Annotated in this window: 22 protein-coding genes; 2 read left to right on the top strand and 20 right to left on the bottom strand. The window is 65.4% G+C overall.

The features are described 5' to 3' along the window. Positions 1–133 precede the first annotated feature (133 nt). Both secA and VIM12_RS09050 read right to left on the bottom strand, forming a co-directional pair. Positions 134–2,896, bottom strand: a complete 2,763-nt coding sequence (secA, locus tag VIM12_RS09055) for a preprotein translocase subunit SecA (protein WP_331941287.1) — start codon at positions 2,894–2,896, stop codon at positions 134–136. A 165-nt stretch (positions 2,897–3,061) separates the two neighbouring features. Beyond that, on the bottom strand, positions 3,062–4,009 hold the full coding sequence (locus tag VIM12_RS09050; RefSeq protein WP_331941286.1) for a M23 family metallopeptidase: 948 nt from the start codon (positions 4,007–4,009) through the stop codon (positions 3,062–3,064). 63 nt (positions 4,010–4,072) lie between these two features. Here VIM12_RS09050 and VIM12_RS09045 point away from each other — a divergent pair, with 63 nt between their 5' ends. Next, a complete protein-coding gene (locus tag VIM12_RS09045; RefSeq protein WP_331941285.1) occupies positions 4,073–4,576 on the top strand; it encodes a DciA family protein in 504 nt (167 codons plus the stop codon). Positions 4,577–4,588: 12 nt separating this feature from the next. Here the strand turns inward: VIM12_RS09045 and lpxC are convergent, their stop codons facing one another. The 9 genes from lpxC to glpD form a co-directional block, all read right to left on the bottom strand. Then, on the bottom strand, positions 4,589–5,518 hold the full coding sequence (gene lpxC, locus VIM12_RS09040) for a UDP-3-O-acyl-N-acetylglucosamine deacetylase (protein WP_331941284.1): 930 nt from the start codon (positions 5,516–5,518) through the stop codon (positions 4,589–4,591). A gap of 85 nt (positions 5,519–5,603) precedes the next feature. Next, a complete protein-coding gene (gene glpK, locus VIM12_RS09035; protein ID WP_331941283.1) occupies positions 5,604–7,094 on the bottom strand; it encodes a glycerol kinase GlpK in 1,491 nt (496 codons plus the stop codon). Positions 7,095–7,160: 66 nt separating this feature from the next. Beyond that, entirely contained in the window at positions 7,161–8,885 is a 1,725-nt protein-coding gene (locus VIM12_RS09030; RefSeq protein ID WP_331941282.1) for an ABC transporter substrate-binding protein, read from the bottom strand. An 83-nt stretch (positions 8,886–8,968) separates the two neighbouring features. Further along, the gene (locus VIM12_RS09025) at positions 8,969–9,253 is read right to left on the bottom strand and encodes a DUF2160 domain-containing protein (protein ID WP_331941281.1); all 285 of its coding nucleotides are present in this window, start codon (positions 9,251–9,253) and stop codon (positions 8,969–8,971) included. A 1-nt stretch (position 9,254) separates the two neighbouring features. Continuing rightward, positions 9,255–10,058 carry a carbohydrate ABC transporter permease gene (locus VIM12_RS09020; RefSeq protein WP_331941361.1) on the bottom strand — a complete coding sequence of 268 codons (804 nt, stop codon included), beginning with the start codon at positions 10,056–10,058 and terminating at the stop codon, positions 9,255–9,257. Next, complete coding sequence (locus VIM12_RS09015) at positions 10,058–10,927, bottom strand: sugar ABC transporter permease (RefSeq protein ID WP_331941280.1); 870 nt, start codon at positions 10,925–10,927, stop codon at positions 10,058–10,060. The genes VIM12_RS09020 and VIM12_RS09015 overlap by 1 nt, the downstream gene beginning before the upstream one ends. 1 nt (position 10,928) lies before the next feature. Next, on the bottom strand, positions 10,929–12,014 hold the full coding sequence (locus tag VIM12_RS09010) for an ABC transporter ATP-binding protein (RefSeq protein ID WP_331941279.1): 1,086 nt from the start codon (positions 12,012–12,014) through the stop codon (positions 10,929–10,931). Between the two features lie 2 nt (positions 12,015–12,016). Further along, positions 12,017–13,111, bottom strand: coding sequence for an ABC transporter ATP-binding protein (locus VIM12_RS09005; RefSeq protein ID WP_331941278.1), 1,095 nt, complete (start codon positions 13,109–13,111; stop codon positions 12,017–12,019). 52 nt (positions 13,112–13,163) lie between these two features. Next, positions 13,164–14,696, bottom strand: coding sequence for a glycerol-3-phosphate dehydrogenase (glpD, locus tag VIM12_RS09000; protein ID WP_331941277.1), 1,533 nt, complete (start codon positions 14,694–14,696; stop codon positions 13,164–13,166). A 160-nt stretch (positions 14,697–14,856) separates the two neighbouring features. Here glpD and VIM12_RS08995 point away from each other — a divergent pair, with 160 nt between their 5' ends. Further along, complete coding sequence (locus VIM12_RS08995) at positions 14,857–15,618, top strand: DeoR/GlpR family DNA-binding transcription regulator (RefSeq protein ID WP_331941276.1); 762 nt, start codon at positions 14,857–14,859, stop codon at positions 15,616–15,618. A gap of 51 nt (positions 15,619–15,669) precedes the next feature. Here the strand turns inward: VIM12_RS08995 and VIM12_RS08990 are convergent, their stop codons facing one another. The 9 genes from VIM12_RS08990 to murD form a co-directional block, all read right to left on the bottom strand. Continuing rightward, positions 15,670–16,176, bottom strand: a complete 507-nt coding sequence (locus tag VIM12_RS08990) for a peroxiredoxin (protein ID WP_331941275.1) — start codon at positions 16,174–16,176, stop codon at positions 15,670–15,672. Positions 16,177–16,311: 135 nt separating this feature from the next. Next, entirely contained in the window at positions 16,312–17,487 is a 1,176-nt protein-coding gene (gene ftsZ / locus VIM12_RS08985) for a cell division protein FtsZ (RefSeq protein ID WP_331941274.1), read from the bottom strand. Positions 17,488–17,586: 99 nt separating this feature from the next. Further along, a complete protein-coding gene (gene ftsA / locus VIM12_RS08980) occupies positions 17,587–18,819 on the bottom strand; it encodes a cell division protein FtsA (RefSeq protein WP_331941273.1) in 1,233 nt (410 codons plus the stop codon). 2 nt (positions 18,820–18,821) lie between these two features. After that, on the bottom strand, positions 18,822–19,589 hold the full coding sequence (locus VIM12_RS08975) for a cell division protein FtsQ/DivIB (protein WP_331941272.1): 768 nt from the start codon (positions 19,587–19,589) through the stop codon (positions 18,822–18,824). 21 nt (positions 19,590–19,610) lie between these two features. Beyond that, on the bottom strand, positions 19,611–20,597 hold the full coding sequence (locus VIM12_RS08970) for a D-alanine--D-alanine ligase (protein ID WP_331941271.1): 987 nt from the start codon (positions 20,595–20,597) through the stop codon (positions 19,611–19,613). 11 nt (positions 20,598–20,608) lie between these two features. Beyond that, a complete protein-coding gene (gene murC, locus VIM12_RS08965; RefSeq protein ID WP_331941270.1) occupies positions 20,609–21,994 on the bottom strand; it encodes a UDP-N-acetylmuramate--L-alanine ligase in 1,386 nt (461 codons plus the stop codon). Further along, positions 21,991–23,067 (bottom strand): undecaprenyldiphospho-muramoylpentapeptide beta-N-acetylglucosaminyltransferase, encoded by a 1,077-nt coding sequence (murG, locus tag VIM12_RS08960; protein ID WP_331941269.1) that lies wholly within the window; start codon positions 23,065–23,067, stop codon positions 21,991–21,993. Before murG ends, murC begins: the two co-directional genes overlap by 4 nt. After that, the gene (ftsW, locus tag VIM12_RS08955; protein ID WP_331941268.1) at positions 23,064–24,272 is read right to left on the bottom strand and encodes a putative lipid II flippase FtsW; all 1,209 of its coding nucleotides are present in this window, start codon (positions 24,270–24,272) and stop codon (positions 23,064–23,066) included. The genes murG and ftsW overlap by 4 nt, the downstream gene beginning before the upstream one ends. Continuing rightward, on the bottom strand, positions 24,269–25,759 hold the full coding sequence (gene murD, locus VIM12_RS08950) for a UDP-N-acetylmuramoyl-L-alanine--D-glutamate ligase (protein ID WP_331941360.1): 1,491 nt from the start codon (positions 25,757–25,759) through the stop codon (positions 24,269–24,271). Before murD ends, ftsW begins: the two co-directional genes overlap by 4 nt. Positions 25,760–25,795 lie beyond the last annotated feature (36 nt).

Genomic DNA, 25,795 nt, shown 5'->3' with positions numbered 1-25,795 from the left:
TGCGGAGGGACGGTTGGACAAGTGCGTAATTGTAAACGCATCGCCGGCCGCCGCGGCGTAGCCCGCACCGGGAATGGCAAAAGGGCAGGTCACCCTGCCCTTTCTTCTTTTCCTGCCGCGCCTGGCGGAAGGTTCAGGCCAGCTTGCCGTGGCACTGCTTGTACTTCTTGCCGCTGCCACAGGGGCAGGGGTCGTTGCGCCCGACCTTCGGCACCGCATCCGCCAACGCCTTCCGACCGGCATCGCCTTCGCCGACCGGCGCCAGCAGGTCCTCGGGCGCGGCGTCGGGATTGAAATCGGCGTGCTGGTAGTGAACGTTCTCGACGTGCGACTGGGCGAGCTGCGCCTCCGCCGCCTCGATCTGCGCCTGCGACTGGATGCGTACCGTCATCACGGTGCTCACCACTTCGTTCCTGATCAGGTCCAGCATCTGACCGAAGAGCTCGAAGGCTTCACGCTTGTACTCCTGCTTCGGGTTCTTCTGCGCATAGCCGCGCAGGTGGATGCCCTGGCGCAGGTGGTCGAGCGCGGCAAGGTGCTCGCGCCAGTGGCTGTCGATGCTCTGCAACATGACGCTGCGTTCGAAACCGCCGAAGCCTTCCCTGCCCACCACGGCCACCTTCGCCTGATAGGCATCGTCGGCGGCCTTGAGCGTGCGCTCGAGCAGGTCCTCGTCGGTCAGGTCGGGTTCGGCTTCCAGCATCCTGGTCAGCGGCACTTCGAGCTGCCATTCGGCGGCCAGCACGGCCTCCAGGCCCTTGATGTCCCACTGCTCTTCCATCGAGTCTGCCGGCACATGGCTGCGGAACAGCTCGGTGAACACACCCTGGCGCAGCGCCACGATCATTTCCGCGACGTCCTGCGACTCCAGCAGTTCATTGCGCTGCTGGTAGATCACCTTGCGCTGGTCGTTGGCGACGTCGTCGTACTCGAGCAGCTGCTTGCGGATGTCAAAGTTGCGTGCCTCGACCTTGCGTTGCGCGGACTCGATCGAACGCGATACGATGCCGGCCTCGATCGGTTCGCCTTCGGGCATCTTCAGCCGATCCATGATCGCGCGCACGCGGTCGCCCGCAAAGATGCGCAGCAGCGGATCGTCCAGCGAGAGATAGAAGCGCGACGAGCCCGGATCGCCCTGGCGGCCGGAACGGCCACGCAACTGGTTGTCGATGCGGCGCGATTCGTGGCGTTCGGTGCCGATGATGTGCAGGCCGCCTGCGGCGACCACCTGCTCATGCAGCGACTGCCATTCGCCGCGCAGGGTCTCCGCCTGCGCCTGCTTGTCGGCGTCGCTCAGCGCCGGGTTTGCCTCGATGATCTGGATTTGCTTCTCGACGTTCCCGCCCAGCACGATGTCGGTACCGCGGCCCGCCATGTTGGTGGCGATGGTGATCATCTTCGGCCGGCCGGCCTGGGCAATGATCTCCGCTTCGCGGGCGTGCTGCTTCGCGTTGAGCACGTTGTGGGGAAGCTTGGCCTGGTTCAGGATGCCCGACAGCAGCTCGGAGTTCTCGATCGAGGTGGTGCCCACCAGCACCGGCTGTCCGCGCTCGTAGCAATCCTTGATGTCGTTGATGACCGCGTTGTACTTCTCCTGCGCGCTGCGATAAACCTGGTCCTGCCGGTCCTTGCGCTGGCTAGGCCGGTTCGGGGGAATCACGACCGTCTCGAGCGAATAGATCTCCTGGAACTCGTAGGCTTCGGTGTCGGCGGTGCCGGTCATGCCGGCCAGCTTGCCGTACATGCGGAAGTAGTTCTGGAAGGTGATCGAGGCCAGGGTCTGGTTCTCGGCCTGGATCTTGACGCGCTCCTTGGCCTCCACCGCCTGGTGCAGGCCCTCGGACCAGCGGCGCCCGGTCATGAGGCGGCCGGTGAATTCGTCAACGATGACCACTTCGCCGTTCTGCACCACGTAATGCTGGTCCTTGTGGTAAAGGACGTGGGCGCGCAGGGCGGCGTAAAGGTGGTGGATGAGCGTGATGTTGGACGGGTCGTACAGCGACGCGCCTTCCGGCAGCAGGCCCATGCGGGTCAGGATTTCTTCCGCCTTCTCGTGGCCGGCCTCGGTCAGCAGCACCTGGTGCGCCTTCTCGTCCTTGGTGTAGTCGCCGGGGACTTCAATCTTGCCCTTGCCGTCCGGCGTCTCCTCGCCGACCTGCTGGGTCAGCAGCGGCGGGATTTCATTCATCCTGACGTACATCTCGGTATGGTCCTCGGCCTGACCGGAGATGATCAGCGGCGTGCGCGCCTCGTCGATCAGGATCGAATCGACTTCATCGACGATCGCGAAGTTCAGCCCGCGCTGGACCCGGTCCCGGGTGTCGTAGACCATGTTGTCGCGCAGGTAGTCGAAGCCGTACTCGTTGTTGGTGCCGTAGGTGATGTCGGCGGCGTAGGCCGCCTGTTTCACGTCGTGCGCCATCTGCGACAGGTTGATGCCGGTCGTGAGGCCGAGCCAGCCGTAGAGCCGGCCCATCCACTCGGCGTCGCGCTGCGCAAGGTAGTCGTTGACGGTCACCACGTGCACGCCCTTGCCGGACAGCGCATTCAGGTAGGCCGCCAGGGTCGCCATCAGGGTCTTGCCCTCGCCGGTGCCCATTTCTGCGATCTTTCCGTAGTGGAGCACCATGCCGCCGATCATCTGCACGTCGAAGTGGCGCATCTTCAGCACCCGCTTGCTGGCCTCGCGGCAGACCGCGAAGGCTTCCGGCAGGAGGTCGTCCAGCTTCTCGCCCTGGGCGATGCGCTGCTTGAACTCGGGGGTCTTTGCCTGCAGTTCGGCGTCGGACAGTTTTTCCATCGCCGGTTCGAGCGCATTGATCTCACGAACGGTTTTCTGGTACTGCTTGACGAGCCGCTGGTTGCGGCTGCCGAAAATCTGGGTCAGTAATGACATGCTGAATTATGAATATTGGGAGATGCAAATACTGGAAAAGGGCTGAAACCGGCCAGGCTGAATTGCGGATTTTAGCATGCGGCTTTCGGGCGGCCACCGGTATGGGACCGCCCGACGGCCATGCGGGGCAGATGGGGATTGTCAGCCGAGAAACAACAGCCGGCCTTATCTTGACGCAAGGGCGTTCAGTTTGGCCTGGTCTGCGCCGGCGGACAGGAACTTGTGGGGATCCTGCTGCACACCCTTGACCAGCACCTCGAAATGCAGGTGGGCGCCGGTGGAGCGGCCGGTGGATCCGATGTCGGCGATATGCTGCCCGCGCCGGACGATGTCGCCGAGCTTGGCGTGCAGGCGCGAAGCGTGGGCGTACCGGGTGACCATGTCGTTGCCGTGGTCGATCTCGATCATGTTGCCGAACTGGTGATGAAATTCCGCGGCGATCACCACGCCGCCCGCGGCGGCGACGATGGGCGTGCCGGCGGCCGCGGCGAAATCAATGCCTTCATGGAAGGCGCTGCGGCCGCTGAACGGGTCAAGCCGCCAGCCGAAACCGGAAGCGTTGTAGCTCACGTTCACCGGCTGGATCGTCGGCAGCAGCTTGGTGCGGATCTTTTGCGACATGAGCGTGGTCTCGACGACGTTCATGTAGTCGGCACGATGCTCGACGTCCCTTGCCATTGCGTCGAGCAGGCGCTGGAACTCCGGCATGGTGAGTTGGGCTCCCGGCGCGCCGGAGGCCTCCGCACCGCCCCGGCCCGGCAGCTCCCGGAAGTTGAATTCCTGCGGTTTGACGCCCGCCAGGCCCTGCACCCGCTCGCCGAGCGCGTCCAGGCGCATCAGCTGGGCCTGCATCTCGCCGACCCGCATTGCCATTGCAGCGAGATTCTCCCGCACATACTTGTCCTTGCGCGAAGTATCGTCCTGGGTCGCGCTGGCCAGCATCTCGCGCACCAAGGGCAGGTCGAGATGGACGGCGTAGCGGAAGGTCAGGTAATACAGAAGGGAGGCGGAGAGGATCACGGAGCTTGTAAACAGCAGCGCCCCGAACAACAGATGCCATTGCGTGACCGTGACGGTTCTTGCGAAACGGGGGTGCAACAAGATGATCTGCATTACGTCTCCTCCCGGCCGTCGACAGCGGATGAGGTGACGCATGATGTGTGATATGGTGCGCCCATGAATCGACCGTCCTCATTTGCAAACTGGCAGACAGGCGCGCGACCCGGACGTAATGGCCAGGCCTCGCGTGGCGTTTCGGATTTCTTGCGCGGCAACGAAAAGATGGCCGCGCTGTTGCCGACGGTGGCACGCCTGGCCGCGATTCAGCAGGACTGCGCGTCGGTGCTGCCCGCGCTTTTTGACGCCTGCTCCGTGCTTTCGTTCGAGTCGGGCCACCTGGTCCTGGCGGCGCCGAATGCCGCATTCGCCGCGAAGCTGAAGCAGCAATTGCCGAAACTGCAAGACGGCCTGCTGAAGTGTGGGTGGCAGGTTAGCGCAATACGTATAAAAGTGCAAGTGAGAAAGATTTCCGAAAAGACAAGAGCGGCGAAGGAGCTGGTGCTGCCGCAAGCGGCATTGCACGCGCTGTCTTCGCTGACGCAGTCTCTGGAGGAAACGCCCCGGAACCGGGAGTTGAAGGCGGCGCTGGAGACCATGCTCTCGCGCCACCGCCGACGCTAGCCGGTTACCGTCCTATGCCCACTCGGCCGCGGGCTGCAGGGCATACGCACGAGGCGCCCGCTCTGCGGATTCGAAGGTAACGATCTCGTAGGCGTCCGGCCGGGAAAGCAGTTCGCGCAGCAGCAGGTTGTTGAGGGTGTGCCCCGACTTGTGGGCGACGTAGCTGGCCAGCAGCGGGCGGCCGACGAGGTAGAGATCGCCGATGGCGTCGAGGATCTTGTGGCGCACGAACTCGTTGTCGTAGCGCAGGCCGTCCGGATTGAGGATACGGTATTCGTCCATCACGATCGCGTTCTCGAGCGAGCCGCCGCGGATCAGCCCGAGGCCGCGCAGGGTTTCGACGTCCTGCATGAAGCCAAAGGTGCGGGCCCGGGCGATTTCGCGTACATAGGACTCGGTGTCGAAGTCGACTTCGGCGATCTGGCCGGTGACGTCGACGGCGGGATGGTTGAACTCGATGAAGAACTTCAGCTTGAAGCCGTCGTAGGGCTCCAGCCGCGCCCACTTTTCCTGCGCACCGCTGCCCTCGCGCACCTCCACCGGCTTGAGCACGCGGATGAAACGCTTCGGCGCATTCTGCTCTTCCAGTCCGGCCTGCTGGAGCAGGAACACGAAGGAGGAAGCCGACCCGTCCATGATCGGGATTTCCTCGGCGGTGACATCAACGTAGAGGTTATCGATGCCGAGGCCGGCGCAGGCGGACATCAGATGCTCGACGGTCGAGACGCGGATGCCGCCGCGGTCCAGCACCGACGCCATGCGGGTGTCGCCGACGCCGGTGGCGGAGGCCGGCAGGTCGACCGGGGGAACCTGGTCGACGCGACGGAAGATGATGCCGGTATCCGCCGCGGCGGGACGCAGGGTGAGTTCCACCTTGGTGCCGGAGTGCAGGCCGACGCCGACCGTCTTGACCAGCTGCTTGATTGTGCGTTGTTTGAGCATAGCGGCAGTATAGCAACTTACCCTTCGGTCAGTTGCAGGGCCGGTCTTCTTGTTGGACCGGCACCACGCGTTGCCGGCGCGCTCCTCAACCATGCGCCAGCCAGTGCTGCGCCTTCTGCACGGCGCGCCGCCATTCGCCCAGGCGGCCGTGCCGCTCATCCTCGGACATGGCCGGCTCGAAGCGCTTCTGCACCTGCCACTGGGCGCCGATTTCCTCCTGCGAATGCCAGTAGCCGACCGCAAGGCCAGCCAGGTAGGCCGCGCCCAGCGCGGTGGTCTCGGTGACCATGGGACGCACGACGGGCACGCCCAGCACATCGGCCTGGAACTGCATCAGCAGGTCGTTGCGGGCGGCGCCGCCGTCGACCCGCAGCTCCGTCAGGCGGATCGATGCATCCTTCTGCATCGCTTCCAGCACATCGGCGCTCTGGTACGCGATGCTCGCCAGTGTCGCCCTTGCAATGTGCCCGCTCGTGGTGCCACGGCTGATGCCGACCATGGTGCCGCGGGCATAGGCATCCCAGTAAGGCGCGCCGAGGCCAGCGAAAGCCGGAACGAAATACACGCCTCCCGCATCCGGCACGGTCAGCGCGAGCGCCTCGACCTCGTCCGAGCTGCGGATGATTCCAAGCCCATCGCGCAGCCATTGCACCGCCGCGCCGGCATTGAACACGCTGCCCTCCAGCATGTAGTCGGTACGGCTGCCGATCCGCCAGCCGACCGTGGTGAGAAGATTGTTGGCGGACGCGATCGCCTCCTGCCCGGTATGCATCAGCATGAAACAGCCGGTGCCGTAGGTGTTCTTTGCCATGCCGGGGCGATGGCACGCCTGGCCGAACGTGGCCGCCTGCTGGTCGCCGGCGATGCCGGCAATCGGAATCGCCGCGCCGAGCAGGCCGGGGCGCGTTTCGGCGACGATGCCGCTGCTCGGCACCACCCATGGCAGCAGGCTGGACGGAATGTCGAGCAGCGCGAGCAGCTCTTCATCCCAGGCCAGGGTATGGATGTTAAACAGCAGCGTGCGGGAGGCATTGCTCACGTCGGCCACGTGCACCCCGCTCAGGCGGTAGATCAGCCACGAGTCGACGGTGCCGAAAGCCAGCTCGCCGCGGCCTGCGCGTTCGCGCGCTCCCGGCACGTTGTCCAGCAGCCATTTGAGCTTGGTGCCGGAGAAATAGGCATCGACCACGAGTCCGGTCTTCTGCTGGAACAGTGCTTCCCTGCCCTGCTTGCGCAATTCGTCGCACAGCGCGGCGCTGCGGTGGTCCTGCCACACGATGGCGTTCGTGACCGGCGCGCCGGTGGCGCGATCCCACAGGACCACGGTCTCGCGCTGGTTGGTGATGCCGAGCGCGGCGACCTGTTCCGGGCCCACCCCGGCCTGTTGCAGCACCTGGCGCGCGACGGCCAGCTGGCTTTCCCAGATCTCGTTGGCGTCATGCTCCACCCAGCCGGAATGCGGAAAGATCTGGCGGAATTCCTGCTGGGCGATGCAATGCGGGCGACCGTCATGGCCGAACAGGATGGCACGCGAACTGGTCGTGCCCTGGTCGAGGGCGAGGATGTACTTGGTCATGTTCTTGTCCCCAAAAGTGAAACCGGCGCGGACGATGCCGCGCCGGGTCATGCCAGCGCCGGTCGGTCAGTTGACCCGGCCTTCCTTCCACGCCTGGAGCAGCTTGTCATAGGCGATGGTTTCGCCCTTCGGCTTCTCGTTGGCCAGCTTCTTCCAGGGCGCGCCGGTGTCCGACAGGTACTTGTTCGGATCGCCCTTCGCGTTCAGCTTCGGCGCGCAGTTCTTCATGCCGGCGCGCTGCAGCCGCGACATCACCTGGTCCATTTCCTCCGCCAGGTTGTCCATTGCCGCCTGCGCCGTCTTCTCGCCGGTGACCGCGGTAGCCACGTTCTTCCACCAGAGCTGCGCCAGCTTCGGATAGTCCGGCACGTTGGTGCCGGTCGGCGTCCACGCGACGCGCGCCGGGCTGCGGTAGAACTCGATCAGGCCGCCGTACTTGGCGGCGTTCTTGGTGAAGTACTCGTGGCGGATGTCGGAGTCGCGCACGAAGGTGACGCCGACGATCGACTTCTTCAGCGAGGTGGTCTTCGCATTCACGAACTGCGCATACAGCCAGGCGGCGGCCTTGCGGTCGTCCGGGGTCGACTTGAAGAAGGTCCAGGAGCCGACGTCCTGGTAACCGTTCTGCATGCCTTCCTTCCAGTACGGGCCGTGCGGGCCGGGCGCCATGCGCCACTTGGGCGTGCCGTCCGGGTTGATCACGGCCTGCGCCTTGGTCATCGGCGCGGTGAACGCAGTGTACCAAAAGATCTGTTGCGCAATTTCACCCTGCCCCGGGACCGGGCCGGACTCGGAGAAGGTCATGCCCTGCGCCTGCGGCGGCGCATACTTCTTCATCCAGTCGACGTACTTGGTCAGCGCGTAGACGGCTGCCGGGGAATTGGTGGCGCCGCCGCGGGCGACCGAAGCGCCGACCGGGGTGCACTTGTCGGCGGCGACGCGGATGCCCCACTCGTCGACCGGCATGCCGTTGGGGATGCCCTTGTCGGCGGTGCCTGCCATCGACAGCCAGGCATCGGTGAAGCGCCAGCCGAGCGACGGGTCCTTCTTGCCGTAATCCATGTGGCCGTACACCTTCTTGCCGTCGATTTCCTTGACGTCGTTGGTGAAGAAGTTGGCGATATCCTCGTAGGCGGACCAGTTGACGGGCACACCGAGCTCATAGCCGTACTTGGCCTTGAATTTCTCCTTCAGGTCCTTGCGCTCGAACCAGTCGGCGCGGAACCAGTACAGGTTGGCGAACTGCTGGTCGGGCAGCTGGTACAGCTTGCCGTCGGGCGCCGTGGTGAAGCTGGTGCCGATGAAATCCTTGAGGTCGAGGTTGGGATTGGTGAACTCCTTGCCCTTGCCCGCCATGTAGTCGGACAGCGGCTCGATCGCCCCGTAGCGGTAGTGGGTGCCGATTAGGTCGGAATCCGAAATCCAGCCGTCATAGATGCTCTTGCCCGACTGCATCGACGTCTGCAGCTTCTCGACCACGTCGCCTTCCTGGATCAGGTCGTGCCGCACGCGGATGCCGGTGATCTCCTCGAACGCGCGGGCCAGCGTCTTCGATTCGTAGACGTGGGTATCGATGGTCTCCGACACCACGTTGATCTCCTTGATGCCCTTGGCCTTGAGCTTCTCGGCCGCCGCGATGAACCATTTCATCTCGTCGAGCTGCTGCTGCCGGTTCAGGGTCGACGGCTGAAACTCCTGGTCGATCCACTTCTCCGCAGCCTTGGTATCCGCCCAGCTTGCGCCGCATGCAAGCATGGCTGCCGCCGCGAACGCTGTCAGTTTGATTTTCATATCTCCACCTATTTTCATTGCCTTCCCCTGGACAGGAACGCCGCGCGGTGGGAAGGAGCCCACGCGGCGCCGCGGCGCTGCGGTCAGCCCCAGCGCATCACAACCAACAACACGATAAACCCGATTCCCGCCCCAATCCATTGCGTCAGGTCGGTTGCGCCCGACCAGGCAAGATTGACGTAGGCGGCCGCCAGCAGGCCGATGAACAGCCGGTCGCCGCGGGTGGTCGGGATCGGCAGGAAGCCCTTGCGCTCCATCGTCGGCGAGCGTATCTCCCATACCGTCATCACGGCCAGCATCAGCACCACCGCGCTGAAGAACACCGCCACCGGGGGCGTCCATGCCATCCATTCGAATGCGTTTTCCATTTCAGACCCTTCCCATGGCAAAGCCCTTGGCGATGTAGTGCCGGACGAACCAGATCACGAGCGCGCCGGGCACGATGGTGAGCACGCCCGCGGCGGCCAGCACGCCCCAGTCCATGCCCGCCGCCGACACGGTGCGCGTCATCGTGGCCGCGATCGGCTTGGCATTGACCGAGGTGAGGGTACGCGCCAGCAACAGCTCCACCCAGCTGAACATGAAGCAGAAGAACGCGGTGACGCCGATGCCGGCCTTGATCATCGGCAGGAAGATCTTCACGAAGAAGGCCGGGAAGCTGTAGCCGTCGATGTAGGCGGTCTCGTCGATCTCCTTCGGGATGCCGGACATGAATCCTTCGAGGATCCAGACCGCGAGCGGCACGTTGAACACCATGTGCGCCAGCGCCACCGCGATATGGGTATCCATCAGGCCGAACGTGGAATACAGCTGGAAGAATGGCAGCAGGAACACCGCGGGCGGCGTCATCCGGTTGGTCAGCAGCCAGAAGAACAGGTGCTTGTCGCCGAGGAAGGAATAGCGCGAGAACGCATAGGCGGCGGGCAGCGCGACCAGCACCGACAGCACCATGTTGATGGCGACGTAGATGATGGAGTTGATGTAGCCGTCGTACCAGGACGGATCGGTGAAGATGGTCTTGAAGTTGTCGAAGGTCAGCTGGTGCGGCACCATCGTCAGCGTGCCGATGATCTCCTCGTTGGTCTTGAGGGACATGTTCAGCATCCAGTAGATCGGCAGCAGCGACAGCAGCAGGTAGACCAGCAGGATCGGTGCCGTCAGGCGTTTGCTCATCATTTCTTGTCTCCCGTTCCCAGTCTTTGCATCCAGTTGTACAGCACGAAGCAGAACAGCAGGATGATCATGAAGTAGATCAGCGAGAAGGCCGCTGCCGGGCCCAGGTCGAACTGGCCCACCGCCTTCTGCGTCAGGTACTGCGACAGGAAGGTAGTGGCGTTGCCGGGGCCGCCGCCGGTCAGCACGAAGGGCTCGGTGTAGATCATGAAGCTGTCCATGAAGCGCAGCAGCACGGCAATCATCAGCACGTTGCGCAGCTTCGGCAGCTGGATGAAGCGGAACACCGCCCAGCGCGAGGCGCCATCGATGCGCGCCGCCTGGTAGTAGGCGTCCGGGATCGCGCGCAGGCCGGCATAGCAGAGCAGTACCACCAGCGGCGTCCAGTGCCACACGTCCATCGCCAGCACGGTCACCCAGGCGTCGATCGAGTCGCCGGTGTAGTTGTAGTCGATGCCGGCGCGGTTGAGGGCAAAACCGAGCAGGCCGATGTCGCCGCGCCCGAAAATCTGCCAGATGGTGCCGACCACGTTCCATGGAATCAGCAGCGGCAGCGCGACCAGCACCAGCGACAGCGACGCGCGCCAGCCCTGGGCCGGCAGCGTCAGGGCAATCAGGATGCCGAGCGGAATCTCGATCAGCAGCACGGAAAGCGAGTACAGCATCTGCCGGTACAGCGCGCCATGCAGCTCTTCGTCGCGCATCACCATCTGGAACCACTCGGTCCCGACGAAGACCCGCTGGTTGGGCCCGAGGATGTCCTGCACCGAATAGTTCACGATGGTCATCAGCGGGATGATCGCCGAAAAGGCCACGCTCAGAATGACCGGCAGGACCAGGAACCAGGCTTTGTTGTTGAGGGTTTTCATCTCATGCCACCCGCTTGTCGTCGACGTAGTAAAGGCTGCGTTCCGGCGGCAGCGTCAACCAGGCCTGTTCGCCGGCGCTTGCCTCCAGGTGGCGCAGTTTGGCGGCAATGCTCAGGCCGCCGAGCCGGAATTCCGCCAGCGTGTGCGTGCCGAGGTCGCGCACCGACTGGACGACGGCCGGCACCGCTCCGGGTTGCGGGACGAAGCCGCATTCCACGAATTCCGGGCGGATGCCCAGCTTGACGTCGCCTCGTGCGCCGGCCAGCGCCGCCTGCGCGGCCGGCGACAGCGGGAGACTGACGCCGCCGAGGTCGGCGGCGGCGCCGTCGATCCTGCACGGCAGCAGGTTCATCCCCGGGCTGCCGATGAAATAGCCGACGAAGGTATGCGCAGGCTCCTCGAACAACTGCTGCGCACTGCCGGCCTGCACCACCTCGCCCTGGGTCATCACCACCACCTGGTCGGCGAAGGTCAGCGCCTCCACCTGGTCGTGCGTGACATAGATCAGCGACAGCTTCAGCTCGTGGTGGATCTCCTTGAGCTTGCGTCGCAACAGCCATTTGAGATGCGGGTCGATCACCGTCAGCGGCTCGTCGAACAGGACGGCGGCGACGTCCGGCCGGGCCAGGCCGCGTCCGAGCGAGATCTTCTGCTTGGCGTCGGCCGAGAGACCGCTGGCGCGATGCTTGAGGTCGGGGGTGAGCTCGAGCATTTCCGCCACCTGGTGGACCCGCTTGTTGATCTCCGCGCCCTTCCAGCCGCGGTTGCGCAGCGGGAAGGCGAGATTATCGAATACCGTCATCGTGTCGTAGATGACGGGGAACTGGAACACTTGCGCGATGTTGCGCGACTCCGGCGGCAGGTCGGTCACGTCCTTGCCGTCGAACAGTACCCGGCCGTGCGACGGTTTGACCAGGCCGGAGATGATGTTGAGCAGCGTGGTCTTGCCGCAGCCGGACGGACCGAGCAGCGCGTAGGCGCCGCCGTCCTTCCATTCCATGTCCATCGGACGCAGCGCATAGTCCGCGGGGGATGCCGGATTGGGCTTGTAGGCGTGGGCGAGTTCCCGGAGTTCGATGCGTGCCATGCTCAGGCTCCCTTCTTCTTTGGTGCGGACAGCAGCGCGCCATCCTGCGCATACAGGAACACGTCCGCCGGACGGCAGTACAGCGTGCAGCGCGTCCCGATGGTCATGTCCTGCACCCCGGGCAACTGTGCCACCAGCGCGACCTCGCCGCGGTGCGCGTGCACATAGGTTTCGGAACCGCTGATCTCCGACAGCGCCACCTCTGCCTCGATGGCAAGATCCTCGTCGCCGCGGCGGGAGAGGCGCAGGCTGTGGGCGCGCAGACCGAGCACCAGCTCCGCGCGGTCGCCGGCCAGCATGCGCTGCTCGGCATTGAGCGGCACCGCCAGGCCTTCCCCGAGCTGCGCCCGGCCGGAGGCGTCCAGGCGTGCCGGCAGCAGGTTGATCGGCGGGTCGCTGAACGTGCGCGCGGCCTGGATCGATTGCGGCGCGTTGAAGACATCGACGGTGGGACCGGCCTGCAGCAGCCGGCCCTCGTGCAGGAGCGCCACGTGCCCGCCCATCTGCAACGCTTCCAGCGGCTCGGTGGTGGCATAGACCACCGTGGTCTTTCCTTCCGCAAACAGCTCGGCCAGCTCCCGCCGCAACTCCTCGCGCAGCTTGTAGTCGAGGTTGACGAGCGGCTCGTCCAGCAGCAACAGGCCGGCTTCCTTCACCAGCGCCCGCGCCAGCGCGGTGCGCTGCTGCTGGCCGCCGGACAGTTCGGCCGGCATGCGCTGAAGGTAGGGAGTGATGTGGAGGCGTTCGGCCATCTCGTGCACCCGCTGCCGGATCTGGGCCTCCGGAACGCGCTTGATGCGCAGTGGAGAGGCGATGTTGTCGTACACGGTGTAGGACGGGTAGTTGATGAACTGCTGGTAGACCATTGCCAGGTCGCGTTCGCGCACCGGTACGCCCGTGACGTCCCGGTCGTCGGCGAGCACGCGCCCCTCCGTGGGCCGGTCGAGTCCGGCCATCAGGCGCATCAACGAGGTCTTTCCCGCCAGCGTCGTGCCGAGCAGCACGTTGATGGTGCGGGGCGCCAGCGCCAGCGACAGCGGATAGATGTGCTGTTGCGGACCGACCTTGCTGCTGACGTTTTCCAATGCGAGATGCACGTGTCTCCTCCTAAGATTCCTTGCGCCCCTGCTTTTTATCGGGGCTTCTTGTTCATGCGGCGGCGCGGCTGGCCTGCATCCACTGGGTGAGTTTCTGCTCGCTGCCGGCCGGCAGGTGCAGCCCGAGCTTGGTGCGCCGCCACAGGATGTCCGCCGCGCTGCTTGCCCATTCATGCCGCCGCAGGTAGTCGACCTCCGCCGCGAACAGGCCCGGGGCAATTTCCTCGCCCATGTCGTCGCGGCAGTTGCGCCCGGCCAGCAGCAGCCCCATGCGGGTGCCGTAGGACCGGGCAAAACGGGCCACCAGCGACGCGGGGAGCCATTCGTACTTGCGCTGCATCGCCTGCACATACTTGTCGAATTCCAGCACCGCACGCTTGCTCGGACGGGCGCCGTACAGGTCGCCCCCTGGCAGGCAGGCGCCGGCGGTCCATGCGCCACCGGCGCTGCCTAAGCGGGCCGCAAGCATGTCGACCGCTTCTTCGGCCAGCTTGCGGAAGGTGGTGATCTTGCCGCCGAAGACCGACAGCAGCGGCGCGCCGTCGGTGTCGAATTCGAACCGGTAGTCGCGCGTCACGGCCGATGCCGAGGCCGAATCGTCCTCCACCAGGGGCCGCACACCCGAATAACTCCAGACCACGTCCGCGGGCACGATGGGCTTGCGGAAATAGTGGCTGGTGAGTTCGCACAGATAGGCCACTTCCTCGTCGGAGATGCGCACGGCATTCATGTCGCCCTGGTAGTCGAGGTCGGTCGTCCCCACCAGCGTGAAGTCCTGCTCATAAGGGATGGCGAACACGATGCGACCGTCCGGATGCTGGAAGATGTAGGCATAGGGATGATCGAACATGCGCCGCACCACGATGTGGCTGCCCTTGATCAGGCGCAGCACCTTGTCCGAGGGCCGCTGCATGGCGCTTGCCAGGAACTGGGCGGCCCACGGCCCGGCCGCGTTGACGAGGCAGCGTGCGCTGACATCGATCTCGCGTCCGTCCTGCGCCAGCGTCGCCTGCCAGCGGTCGCCCTCGCGCCGGGCGGCGACGCACCGGGTGCGCGGCAGGACGGTGGCCCCCTTGAGCTCGGCGTCGACTGCGTTGAGGATAACCAGGCGGGCGTCGTCGACCCAGCCGTCCGAATAGACGAAGCCCTTGCTGAATTCCGGCTTGAGGGGCTCGCCCGATGGATGCGTGCGCAGGTTGACGGAGCGGGACCCCGGCAGCAGTTCGCGCTTGGCCAGGCTGTCGTAGAGAAAGAGGCCGGCGCGGATCATCCATGCCGGTCGCTGGCCCTTGTCGTGGGGCATGACGAAACGCAGCGGCCACATGATGTGCGGCGCCGCCCGCAACAGCACCTCGCGCTCCACCAGGGCCTTGCGGACCAGGCCGAACTCGTAGTGCTCCAGGTAGCGCAGCCCGCCGTGTATCAGCTTGGTCGAGGCCGATGAGGTATGCGCGGCAAGGTCGTCCTTCTCGCACAGCACGACGGAAAGGCCGCGGCCGGCGGCATCGCGCGCGATGCCGGCGCCGTTGATGCCGCCGCCAATGACCAGCAGGTCGCAAGCCAGGGTGTTCCTACTGTTGTTCATCCGCTTCTCGCCGGGGACAGAGGGATTTCATTGAGATAACATCAGCATAAGATACGATACAAAACGAAAAGAAATCAACATTTTTCTTGCTTGCCTATTTTCGTTTTGTTTCGTATGGTCTAATTTTATGAAGTTTGTCGTCATTTCCGGGGAAGAATGAATGGCCCTTAATCCACGTCAAAGGCGCCTGCTGGAGGTCGTCCGCCAGCGGGTAACGATGTCGGTCGAAGACCTGGCGCAGGAACTGGGCGTGACGCCGCAGACGGTGCGGCGCGACGTCAAGCAGATGGAAGAGGAGCGCCTGCTGGCGCGCTACCACGGGGGTGTCGGCTTACCGTCCTCGGTCGAGAATATCGACTACAGCCAGCGGCAGGTGATGAACATCGAGGCCAAGCGGCGCATAGCGGAAGCCGTCGCGAAACAAGTGCCTCCCGGCTGCTCGCTGCTGATCAACATCGGCACCACGACGGAGGAGGTGGCGCGTGCCCTGGTGCGGCACCAGGGCCTGCACGTCGTGACGAACAACCTGAACGTCGCGGCGATCCTTGCCGACAATCCGCATTGCGAGGTGATCATTGCCGGCGGCGTCGTGCGCGGGCGGGATCGCGGCATCATCGGCGAGGCGACCATCGACTTCATCCGCCAGTTCAAGGTGGACATCGGCATCATCGGCATCTCGAGCATCGAGGCGGACGGCACGCTGCGCGACTTCGATGCGCGGGAAGTGAAGGTGGCGCAGACCATCATCGAACAGTCGCGCGAGGTCTGGCTGGTGGCCGATCGGGACAAGTTCGGCCGCCAGGCGCTGGTACGGATGGCGCACCTGTCCCAGGTGGACATGCTGTTCACCGATGCCCGCCCCCCGGAAAACCTGGCGCGCGTGTTGAAGGAGGCGCAGGTGAAGCTGGTGGTGGCGCCCTGAGTCCTCCAAAAAAACGGCGCCCGCAGGCGCCGCTTTCCGGTAAATGCAGATTCAGCCGAGCTGGGCGAGCAGCGTTTCCGCGTTCGACACTTCGAACTTGCCCGGCTGCTCCAGGTTCAGCTGCTTGACGACGCCATCCTCGACCAGCATCGAGTAGCGTTGCGAGCGAGTGCCCATGCCGAACTTGTTGAAATCGGCGTCGAGGCCCAGTGCCTTGGTGAAGGACGCGTTGCCGTCTGCCATCATGCGCACGATGCCGGTCGACTTCTGGTCGCGTCCCCAGGCCCCCATGACGAAGGCGTCGTTGACCGAGATGCACCAGATCTCATCCACGCCCTTTGCCTTCAGCTGATCGGCCAGCGTGACATAGCCCGGCACATGCTTGGCCGAACAGGTGGGGGTGAAGGCGCCAGGCAGGCCGAAGATCGCGATCTTCTTGCCCTTGGCCAGATCGGCGACGCTGAAATTATTGGGGCCGAGCGCGCATCCCTCGGTCTCGACTTCGATGAATTCCGACAGGGAGCCTTCCGGCAGGCGGTCGCCGACTTTGATGGTCATGATCTGTCCTCTCCTTTGCATGGGTTGCGAGCGCTGCGCTCAAAAAAATGCCGCGCCCCGTTTGCACGGGGGCGCGGCAAGTATGCCCGTTTCCTGGCGAGATTGCAGGCGGGTCCCTGCGCCAGGGAAGCGGTCTCAGTCCGCCTGCTTGCGCAGGAAAGCGGGGATGTCGTAGGTTTCCATGCCGTTCTTCTCGAGCGCGCGCACCGTCTCGGATGCGGACTCGCGACGCCATACGGCAGGCTTGCTCAGCCCTTCGAACCCGGTGCTGCCGCCTTGCGCCATGCCGCCGTGCGCCATGATGGGCTCGTTGTGGGTACCGGTGCGCAGGACCGGCGTCTGCACCAGCTGCACGTTCTTGCGTGCGCGGCCGAGGCCGGTGGCGACCACCGTCACGCGGATGTCGTCGCCCATCGTGTCGTCGTAGGCGATGCCCTGCGCGATCGAGGCGTCGGGTGCGGCGAATGCGCGCACGGTTGCCATCACTTCCTTGATCTCCTTGCCCTTCAGGCTGCGGCTGGCGGTGACGTTGACCAGCACGCCACGCGCGCCGGACAGGTCGATGCCGTCCAGCAGCGGCGAAGCGACCGCCTGCTCCGCGGCGATGCGCGCGCGGTCGACGCCGGAGGCGGTGGCGGTGCCCATCATCGCCTTGCCCTGCTCGCCCATGATGGTCTTGACGTCGTTGAAGTCGACGTTGATGTGGCCCGGCACATTGATGATCTCGGCGATGCCGGCGACCGCGTTGTTGAGGACGTCGTCCGCATGCTGCAGCCACTCGATCATGCTGTCGTCTTCATAGATCTCTTCCAGCTTCTCGTTGAGGATCACGATCAGCGAATCGACGTGCTGCGACAGCGCCTCCAGGCCTTCCTCGGCGATTTCCATGCACTTCGCGCCCTCGTAGGAGAACGGCTTGGAGACCACGGCGACGGTCAGGGCGCCGAGCTCCTTCGCCACCTGGGCGACCACCGGCGCGGCGCCGGTGCCGGTGCCGCCGCCCATGCCGGCGGCGATGAACACCATGTGCGAGCCGCGCAGCGCGTCTTCGATGCGGGCGCGGGAATCCTCTGCCAGCTTGCGGCCGACTTCCGGCTTCATGCCGGCCCCAAGGCCGCTGTCGCCGATCTGGATCAGGTTGCCGGCCTTGGAGGCGGCGAGCGCCTGCGCATCGGTATTGGCGGCGATGAATTCGACGCCGGACACGCCCTTGTTGATCATGTGCTGTACCGCATTGCCTCCTGCCCCGCCGACACCGACGACCTTGATGATGGTGCCCTGATTTGCGTTATCGATCATATCGATTTCCATTATTAACTCCTCAGATATTGCAGTTTTCAGTCGATAGTCACCGCGCGGTGCGGCGACTGGCGACTGCCAACTGCGGTTGCTTTCCCAGAACCCGTTTGCTTAAAAATTACCCAGAAACCACTCTTTCATGCGCTGCCAGACCGCCTTCACCGAACCGTCCTGGCGAGTGACGATATGGCCGCGCAGGTACTGCTTCTTTGCTTCCAATAACAAGCCCAACACCGTCGAGTAGCGCGGGCTGCGCACCACGTCGGCGAGCTGGCCGCTGTACTCGGGCACGCCGAGGCGCGCCGGCTTGAGGAAGATGTCCTCGGCCAGTTCGACCATGCCCGGCATCATGGCCGAGCCGCCGGTCAGGACCAGGCCGGACGACAGCACTTCCTCATATCCGGACTCGCGCACCACCTGGTGCACGAGCGCGAACAATTCCTCCACGCGCGGCTCGATGACGGCAGCCAGCGCCTGACGCGACAGACTGCGGGGGCCGCGGTCGCCCAGGCCGGGGACCTCGAGCGACTCGCCCGGGTCGGCCAGCACCTGCTTGGCGACGCCGAAGCGCAGCTTGATCTCCTCCGCCTCGGCGGTCGGGGTGCGCAGTGCCATCGCGATGTCGTTGGTGATCTGGTCGCCGGCGATCGGGATCACGGCGGTATGCCGGATCGCGCCTTCGGTGAAGATGGCGACGTCGGTGGTGCCGCCGCCGATGTCGATCAGCACCACGCCGAGTTCCTTCTCGTCCGGTGTCAGCACCGCGTCGGCCGAGGCCATCGGCTGCAGGATCAGGTCCGAGACCTCGAGCCCGCAGCGGCGCACGCACTTGACGATGTTCTGCACCGCCGATACCGCGCCGGTCACGATGTGCACCTTGACCTCGAGGCGGATGCCGCTCATGCCGATCGGCTCGCGCACGTCGTCCTGGTTGTCGACGATGAACTCCTGCGGCACGGTATGCAGCAGCTGCTGGTCGGTGGGAATGTTGACCGCCTTCGCCGTCTCGATCACGCGGGCGACGTCGGCCGAGGTCACTTCCTTGTCCTTGATCGCCACCATGCCGCTCGAATTGAAGCTGCGGATATGGCTGCCGGCGATCCCGGTGTAGACGTTCTTGATCTTGCAGTCGGCCATCAGCTCGGCTTCTTCCAGCGCGCGCTGTATCGATTCGACGGTCGCCTCGATATTGACCACCACGCCCTTCTTGAGGCCCTTGGACTCATGCTGCCCGAGTCCGATGACCTCATGCCTCCCGTTGGGCATTACCTCCGCCACCACCGCCACCACTTTCGAGGTGCCAATGTCGAGGCCGACGATCAGGTTCTTTGCGTCTTTTGTCATGTTTATCGCTTGACTTTCTTACTATCGAGTGCGAGTCCCTGGGCCTTCAGTGCGAGGCCGTTCGGATACCGCATGTCCACGCTTTCTATCCTGTCCTGCAGCAGTGACGTCAGCTGCGGATAGATATTCACCAGCCGTTCCACCCTTCCCCTGAGCAGCGCCGGCTGCTGCTCCCTTCCCAACTCCACCCGCAGGCCGTTGTCGAGCCGCATGCTCCAGCCATAGCGGTCGGACAACTGCAGGCCGCGCGGCGCCAGGCTTGCGGGCTTGAGCCACTCCGCAAGCTGGTAGTAGCGCGCGAGCACTTCCTTCTGGCTGCCTTCCGGCCCGGAGAATGCAGCCAGGTCGGCATCCTCCTCCGCTTCCGCCAGGTTGGCGGTGAACACGTCGCCCTTCACCGACAGCAGGCGGCCGTCGTCGCCCCAGGTGCCCAGCGGCTGGTGCTCCTCGACGCTGACGATCAGCTTGTTCGGCCATTCGCGCCGCACCGAGGCCTTGCGCACCCAGGGCACGGCCTCGAAGGCCTGCCGGACGTTGTCGAGGTTGGCGGTGAAGAAATTGCCCCGGATACGCGGAAGGGCGGCGCTGCGCACTGTGGACGGGTTGACATGGCGAAGCTGCCCGCCGTCCATGCCTTCCACCCGGATCACCTTCAGCGTGAACATCGGCCGGTGCGCAACCCACCACAGGCCGGAACCGAGCAGGCTCAGCACCAGCACGGCGATCAGCGCGCTGGTGGTTGCATTGAGCATTCTCAGGTCGTGCCACATGGTTGTTCCCGTTCCCTTTCCTTAAACCGGTTTCCAGTCCTGCGTCGCCTTCAGGTCGAGGTCGGCGGAACGCAGGATCTCGACGCACAGGTCTTCATAGCTCATGCCGGCGGCGCGGGCCGACATCGGCACCAGCGAGTGGCCGGTCATGCCGGGAGAGGTGTTGATCTCCAGCAGGAAGGGCGCGTTGTCGCTCGCGCGCAGCATGAAGTCGACGCGCGCCCATCCGCTGCTGCCGACCGCATTGAAGGCGCGCACGGCGATCGCCTGGATCCGTTGCGTCAGCGCATCGTCGAGCGGCGCCGGGCACAGGTACTGCGTGTCGTCGCTGAAATACTTGTGTTCGTAGTCGTAGTTGCCCTGCGGCGCGACGATCTCGACGACGGGCAGCGCGCGCGCGCCGCGTCCGGTGCCGAGGACGGGCACGGTGAGCTCGCGGCCGGCGATGAACTCCTCGGCCAGCACTGCTTCGTCGTACCTGGCGCAGAGGTCGAATCCCGGCTGCAGGTCGCCCTCGCCGCTCACCTTGGCGATGCCGATGGTCGAGCCCTCGTGCGGCGCCTTCAGCATCAGGGGCAGACCGAGCTCGGCCGGCAGCTTGCCGAGTTCCGCGGCGGTCGTTTCCTTCGCATCCAGCACCGCGAATCGCGGCGTCGGCAGGCCATGGCTGAGCCAAATGCGCTTCGTCATCACCTTGTCCATGCCGATCGACGACGCCATCACGCCGGACCCGGTGTAGGGGATGCCGAGCTGCTCGAGTACGCCCTGCAGCGTGCCGTCCTCGCCGTAGCGGCCGTGCAGTGCGATGAACACGCGGTCGAACTTCTCCGCAGCGAGGTCCGCCAGGCTGCGCTCGGCCGGGTCGAAGCCGTGGGCGTCGACCCCCTTGCTCTGCAATGCCTGCAGCACGCCCTTGCCGGACATCAGCGAGACTTCACGTTCCGCCGAGCGTCCGCCGTAGAGGACACCGACCTTGCCGAACGCATTCTTGATATTGGTAGCACTCATGTTTTTTCCTGTCAGCTCGTCCGGGACAGCTTGGCGGGCACGCCGCTGATCGAGCCCGCGCCCATGGTGATGACGACATCACCGTCCCTTGCCATTTCCATGATCGTGGCCGGCATCTCCGCAATGTCTTCCACAAAAATCGGCTCGACCTTGCCGAGCACGCGCAGCGCATGCGCAAGCGCCCTGCCGTCGGCCGCGACGATCGGCTGCTCGCCGGCCGGATAGACTTCGGCCAGCACCAGCGCGTCGGCGCTCGACAGCACCTTCACGAAATCCTCGAACAGGTCGCGGGTGCGGGTATAGCGGTGGGGCTGGAACGCCAGCACCAGCCTGCGCCCGGGATAGGCGCCGCGCGCCGCCGCCAGCGTCGCCGCGGTCTCGACCGGATGATGGCCGTAGTCGTCGACCAGGGTGAACGCGCCGCCGGACGGCAGCTTGATGTCGCCGTAGCGGGTGAAGCGGCGGCCGACGCCGTTGAACTCGCGCAGCGCCTTCTGCGTTGCCGCGTCGTCGACACCGACTTCGCGCGCGATGGCGATCGCCGCGCAGGCGTTCTGCACGTTATGCATGCCGGGCTGGTTCAGGTGCACGGTCAGCGGCGCATAGCCGTCCTGCAGCACGGTGAATTCCATGTGGCTGTTGACCGCCCGGGCGTCGACCGCGCGCACTTGCGCTTCGGCATGGAAGCCGTAGGTCAGGACGGGCTTCGAGATGAAGGGCATGATCTCGCGCACGCTGGGATCGTCGATGCACAGCATCGCCACGCCGTAGAACGGCAGGCGGTTGGTGAACTCCACGAACGCCTGCTTCAGCTTGGCGAAGCTGTGGTCGTAGGTCTCCATGTGGTCGGCGTCGATATTGGTGATCACCTCGATCGACGGCGACAGGTTGAGGAAGGAGGCGTCGGATTCGTCCGCTTCCGCCACGATGAAATCGCCCGCGCCCAGCTTGGCGTTGGCGCCGGCGCTGTTGAGCCGGCCGCCGATCACGAAGGTGGGATCGAGCCCGCCCTCGGCCAGCACGCTGGCGACGAGGCTGGTGGTGGTGGTCTTGCCGTGGGTACCGGCAATGGCGATGCCCTGCTTCAGGCGCATCAGTTCCGCCAGCATGATCGCGCGCGGCACGATCGGGATGCGGCGCGCGCGCGCGGCCACGACTTCCGGGTTGTCGTTGCGCACGGCAGTGGAGGTGACCACCGCGTCCGCCGCCTGCACATGCTCGGCGGCGTGGCCGAGCGTGACCCTGGCGCCCAGCTCGGCCAGGCGCTGCGTCGCCGCATTGCTGCCGAGGTCGGAACCGGTCACGGTGTAGCCCAGGTTCAGCAGCACCTCGGCAATGCCGCTCATGCCGGCGCCGCCGATGCCGACGAAGTGAATGTTCTTGACTTTGTGTTTCATGCCTTTCCTGCCAATTCTTCAAGTACCGCGGCGATGCTGTCATTGGCCTCGCGCTTGCCCAGCGCGTAGGCGGCCTGCGCCATCGCCAGGCATTTTTCCCTTTCCAGGCTTTGCAGCAGCCCCGCCATCTGCGCCGGCGACATCTCGCCCTGCGGCAGGTGGATCGCGGCGCCCTGCTTTGCCATCCAGCGCGCGTTGTCGCGCTGGTGCGAGGTGGTCGACACGGTCAGCGGCACCAACACGCTGGCGACGCCGGCGGCAGTCAGCTCGGATACCGTGATCGCGCCGGCGCGGCAGATCACCAGATCCGCTTCCGCATAGCGGCGCGGCATGTCGTCGATGAAGTCGACCACTTCCGCCTGCACCTGCGCGCCTGCATAGGCCTGCCGCAGCGCTTCGATGTGCTGCTTGCCCGACTGGTGCGTGACGATCGGCCGCTGCCCTTGCGGAATCAGCGCCAGCGCCGCCGGCAGGCATTCGTTCAGCACCTTCGCGCCGAGGCTGCCGCCGACGACGAGGATGCGCAGCACACCGGCACGCCCCGCATAGCGCGCGGGCGGAGACGGCAACTCGACGATTTCCTTGCGCACCGGATTGCCGGTCACCATGGCCTTGCCGGCGGCGTTGCCGAAGTCGGCCGGGAAGCCGAACAGCACCCGCCGCGCGACCGGCGCCAATGCCTTGTTCGACAGCAGCAGGGCCGCGTCGGCATTGACCAGCGCCAGCGGCACGCCGCGCAGTTTTGCCATCATGCCGCCGGGGACGGTCACATAGCCGCCCATGCCCAGCACGACGTCGGGACGGCGGCGGCCGATCACGCGGAAGCATTCGGCGAAGCCCGCCAGCATCTTGAAGCCGCCGCGCAGGCTGTGCTGCCAGCCCTTGCCGCGCAGTCCCGCAAAATCAATCGCGTCCATCTCGATGCCGTGCTTCGGCACCAGCTCCCGCTCCATGCCGTGCATGGTGCCGAGCCAGGAAACCTGCCAGCCGCGCTCGCGCATCGTGCGAGCGATCGCCAGGCCGGGGAAGATGTGGCCGCCGGTGCCGGCAGCCATGATCAGCAGCCGCTTCATATACGGCCTCCCCGCATCAGCACCCGGTTCTCGTAATCGATGCGCAGCAGGATGGCGAGGCCGACGCAGTTCAGCACGACGCCGGAGCCGCCGTAGCTCATCAGCGGCAAGGTCAGCCCCTTGGTCGGCAGCAGGCCGAGGTTGACGCCCATGTTGATGAAGGCCTGCACGCCGATCCAGATGCCGATGCCCTTGGCCGCGAGTCCTGCAAAGGTCAGGTCCATGGCGATAGCCTGGCGGCCGATCTCGAATGCGCGCTTGACGATCCAGTAGAACAGCGCGACCACCACCAGCACGCCGGCAAAGCCGAGCTCCTCGCCGATCACCGCCAGCAGGAAGTCGGTGTGCGCTTCCGGCAGGTAGTGCAGCTTCTCGACGCTGCCGCCGAGGCCGACGCCGAACAGCTCGCCGCGGCCGAACGCGATCAGCGAATGCGACAGCTGGTAGGCCTTGCCGAGGGCATTGCCTTCTTCCCAGGGATTCAGATAGGCGAAAATGCGCTCGCGCCGCCACGGGGACAGCACGATCACCATGGTGAAGATGCCGACCAGGGTTGCGCCGATGCCGCCGAACCAGATGCCGTTGATACCGCCCAGGAACAGGATGCCCATGGCGATGCAGACGATGACGCCGAACGCGCCGAGGTCGGGTTCGAGCAGCAACAGCAGGCCGACGAAACCGATTGCCACCGTCATCGGCAGAAAGCCCTTGGTCAGCTTGTGCATGTACGCCTGCTTGCGGACGGTGTAGTCGGCCGCGTACAGCACCACGAACAACTTCATCATCTCCGACGGCTGCAGGTTGAACACTTTCAGCGACAGCCAGCGACGGGCGCCGTTGACGCCCTTGCCGATGCCCGGCACCAGCACCAGCACCAGCAGCACCATGGTCGCGACGAAAAGCCAGGGGGCAAGGCGCTGCCAGGTCTCGATGCGCACGCGGAAGGCAAGCAGGCCGGCCACCAGCGCGACGGCGATGAAGCTCGCCTGGCGGATCAGGAAGTGCGAATTCTTGTAGTTCGCATACTTCGGCGAGTCCGGCAGCGCAATCGACGCGGAGTACACCATCACCATGCCGAACAGCATGAGCAGCACGACCACCCAGACCAGCGGCTGGTCGTATTCCATCATCTTCGAGCGCTGGCCGACGCCGGCAACGCGCGGCGCCGCGGCGGTCGACCCGAAGGATGGCAGCGCGAACTTCATGCGACCACCTCGCCTTTCGACAACGCGACTTCCCGCACCGCCTCGACGAATACTTCGGCCCGATGCTTGTAATTCCGGAACATGTCGAGGCTGGCGCAGGCCGGCGACAGCAGCACCGCGTCACCGGGCTGGGCCAAGTCCGCCGCCTGCCGGACGGCCTGCTCGAGCGACGCACAATCGATCAGCGCGAGATCGTCGCGGGCGATGGCGGCCCGGATCGCAGGCGCGTCCTTGCCGATCAGGATCACCGCGCGGGCGAAACGGGCGACTGGGTCGGCCAGCGGCGCGAAATCCTGGCCCTTGCCGTCGCCCCCGGCGATCAGGACCAGCCTGCCGGCCTGGTCCTGGCCGAGGCCGTTGAGCGCGGCCACGGTGGCGCCGACGTTGGTGCCCTTGCTGTCGTCGTAGTAGTCGACGCCGCCGATGCTGCCCACCATCTCGACCCGGTGCGGCTCGCCGCGGTAGTCGCGCAGCGCGTGCAGCAGTGGGGCAAGCGGCAGGCCGATCGCCCGGCACAGGGCCAGCGCGGCGAGCACGTTGGCGGCGTTGTGGCGGCCGCGGATCTTCAGCGCGTCCGCCGGCATCAGCCGGTTCACCAGCACTTCCACTTCTTCGATGCTGTCCTTGCGGCGGCGGCGCTTCACGCCTTCTTCGGCGGCAACGGCGACCGACAGCCATTGCATGCCGTTGTCGTCGACCAGGCCGAAGCAGTCCGGCTGCGCGGGGGCATCGGTGCCATAGCTGAGGTTGACGGCAAGCGGCGACGCCATGCGCGCGACCAGCGGGTCGTCGCGGTTGAGCACGCGTATCGTGTTGGCGCCAAAGATGCGGGCTTTGGCGGTGGCGTAGGTCTCCATGTCGCCATGCCAGTCCAGGTGATCCTGCGTCACGTTCAGCACCGTGGCCACGTCCGGCTGCAGGCTGCTCGTCGAGTGCAGCTGGAAGCTGGACAGCTCGAGCACCCAGGCCTGCGGCAGCGCATCGTCCGCGAGGGCCGCGCGCAGCACGTCCAGCGCGGCCGGACTGATGTTGCCGGCGACCTGCGCGGAAAGTCCCGCGCGCCGGCACAGCAAGCCGGTCAGGCTGGTCACGGTGGTCTTGCCGTTGGTGCCGGTGATGGCAATGACCTTGGGGGCATAGCGCCGAGACGCCTTCAGCGCGGCGAGCGCCTGGGCAAACAGCTCGATCTCGCTCCACAGCGGGATGTTGCGCTCGCTCGCCGCCGGGGCGATGTCGGCCAGCTCGCGCCCGGGAGCGAGGCCGGGGCTGAGGGCGACGAAATCGACACCATCGAGCAGGTCCGCGGTGAAGGGACCGCCGACGAATTCCATCGCCGGCAACGATTCGCGCAGTTCCTGCAGACGCTCCGGTGCTTGCCGCGTGTCGGCGACGCGCAATGCGACGCCGTACCCGGACAGCCAGCGGGCGATGGCCAGACCGGTCTCGCCGAGTCCGAGCACCAGCGCGCGCTTGCCCTCGTAGCCCAGGCATTCTTCCATGCTGCGCAGCGGCTCCGGCTCGCC

The sequence above is a fragment of the Noviherbaspirillum sp. genome, assembly GCF_036563305.1.
Taxonomy (GTDB): domain Bacteria; phylum Pseudomonadota; class Gammaproteobacteria; order Burkholderiales; family Burkholderiaceae_D; genus Noviherbaspirillum.
The sequence above is the reverse complement of the archived record's forward strand: the minus strand, read 5'-3'. Positions and strand labels throughout refer to the sequence as shown.

What these genes read in the sequence shown, in the direction of transcription:
- secA (WP_331941287.1), bottom strand. Translation starts at nt 2,896, where the DNA reads ATGTCATTACTGACCCAGATTTTCGGCAGCCGCAACCAGCGGCTCGTC.
- VIM12_RS09050 (WP_331941286.1), bottom strand. Translation starts at nt 4,009, where the DNA reads ATGCAGATCATCTTGTTGCACCCCCGTTTCGCAAGAACCGTCACGGTC.
- VIM12_RS09045 (WP_331941285.1), top strand. Translation starts at nt 4,073, where the DNA reads ATGAATCGACCGTCCTCATTTGCAAACTGGCAGACAGGCGCGCGACCC.
- lpxC (WP_331941284.1), bottom strand. Translation starts at nt 5,518, where the DNA reads ATGCTCAAACAACGCACAATCAAGCAGCTGGTCAAGACGGTCGGCGTC.
- glpK (WP_331941283.1), bottom strand. Translation starts at nt 7,094, where the DNA reads ATGACCAAGTACATCCTCGCCCTCGACCAGGGCACGACCAGTTCGCGT.
- VIM12_RS09030 (WP_331941282.1), bottom strand. Translation starts at nt 8,885, where the DNA reads ATGAAAATCAAACTGACAGCGTTCGCGGCGGCAGCCATGCTTGCATGC.
- VIM12_RS09025 (WP_331941281.1), bottom strand. Translation starts at nt 9,253, where the DNA reads ATGGAAAACGCATTCGAATGGATGGCATGGACGCCCCCGGTGGCGGTG.
- VIM12_RS09020 (WP_331941361.1), bottom strand. Translation starts at nt 10,058, where the DNA reads ATGAGCAAACGCCTGACGGCACCGATCCTGCTGGTCTACCTGCTGCTG.
- VIM12_RS09015 (WP_331941280.1), bottom strand. Translation starts at nt 10,927, where the DNA reads ATGAAAACCCTCAACAACAAAGCCTGGTTCCTGGTCCTGCCGGTCATT.
- VIM12_RS09010 (WP_331941279.1), bottom strand. Translation starts at nt 12,014, where the DNA reads ATGGCACGCATCGAACTCCGGGAACTCGCCCACGCCTACAAGCCCAAT.
- glpD (WP_331941277.1), bottom strand. Translation starts at nt 14,696, where the DNA reads ATGAACAACAGTAGGAACACCCTGGCTTGCGACCTGCTGGTCATTGGC.
- VIM12_RS08995 (WP_331941276.1), top strand. Translation starts at nt 14,857, where the DNA reads ATGGCCCTTAATCCACGTCAAAGGCGCCTGCTGGAGGTCGTCCGCCAG.
- VIM12_RS08990 (WP_331941275.1), bottom strand. Translation starts at nt 16,176, where the DNA reads ATGACCATCAAAGTCGGCGACCGCCTGCCGGAAGGCTCCCTGTCGGAA.
- ftsZ (WP_331941274.1), bottom strand. Translation starts at nt 17,487, where the DNA reads ATGGAAATCGATATGATCGATAACGCAAATCAGGGCACCATCATCAAG.
- ftsA (WP_331941273.1), bottom strand. Translation starts at nt 18,819, where the DNA reads ATGACAAAAGACGCAAAGAACCTGATCGTCGGCCTCGACATTGGCACC.
- VIM12_RS08975 (WP_331941272.1), bottom strand. Translation starts at nt 19,589, where the DNA reads ATGTGGCACGACCTGAGAATGCTCAATGCAACCACCAGCGCGCTGATC.
- VIM12_RS08970 (WP_331941271.1), bottom strand. Translation starts at nt 20,597, where the DNA reads ATGAGTGCTACCAATATCAAGAATGCGTTCGGCAAGGTCGGTGTCCTC.
- murC (WP_331941270.1), bottom strand. Translation starts at nt 21,994, where the DNA reads ATGAAACACAAAGTCAAGAACATTCACTTCGTCGGCATCGGCGGCGCC.
- murG (WP_331941269.1), bottom strand. Translation starts at nt 23,067, where the DNA reads ATGAAGCGGCTGCTGATCATGGCTGCCGGCACCGGCGGCCACATCTTC.
- ftsW (WP_331941268.1), bottom strand. Translation starts at nt 24,272, where the DNA reads ATGAAGTTCGCGCTGCCATCCTTCGGGTCGACCGCCGCGGCGCCGCGC.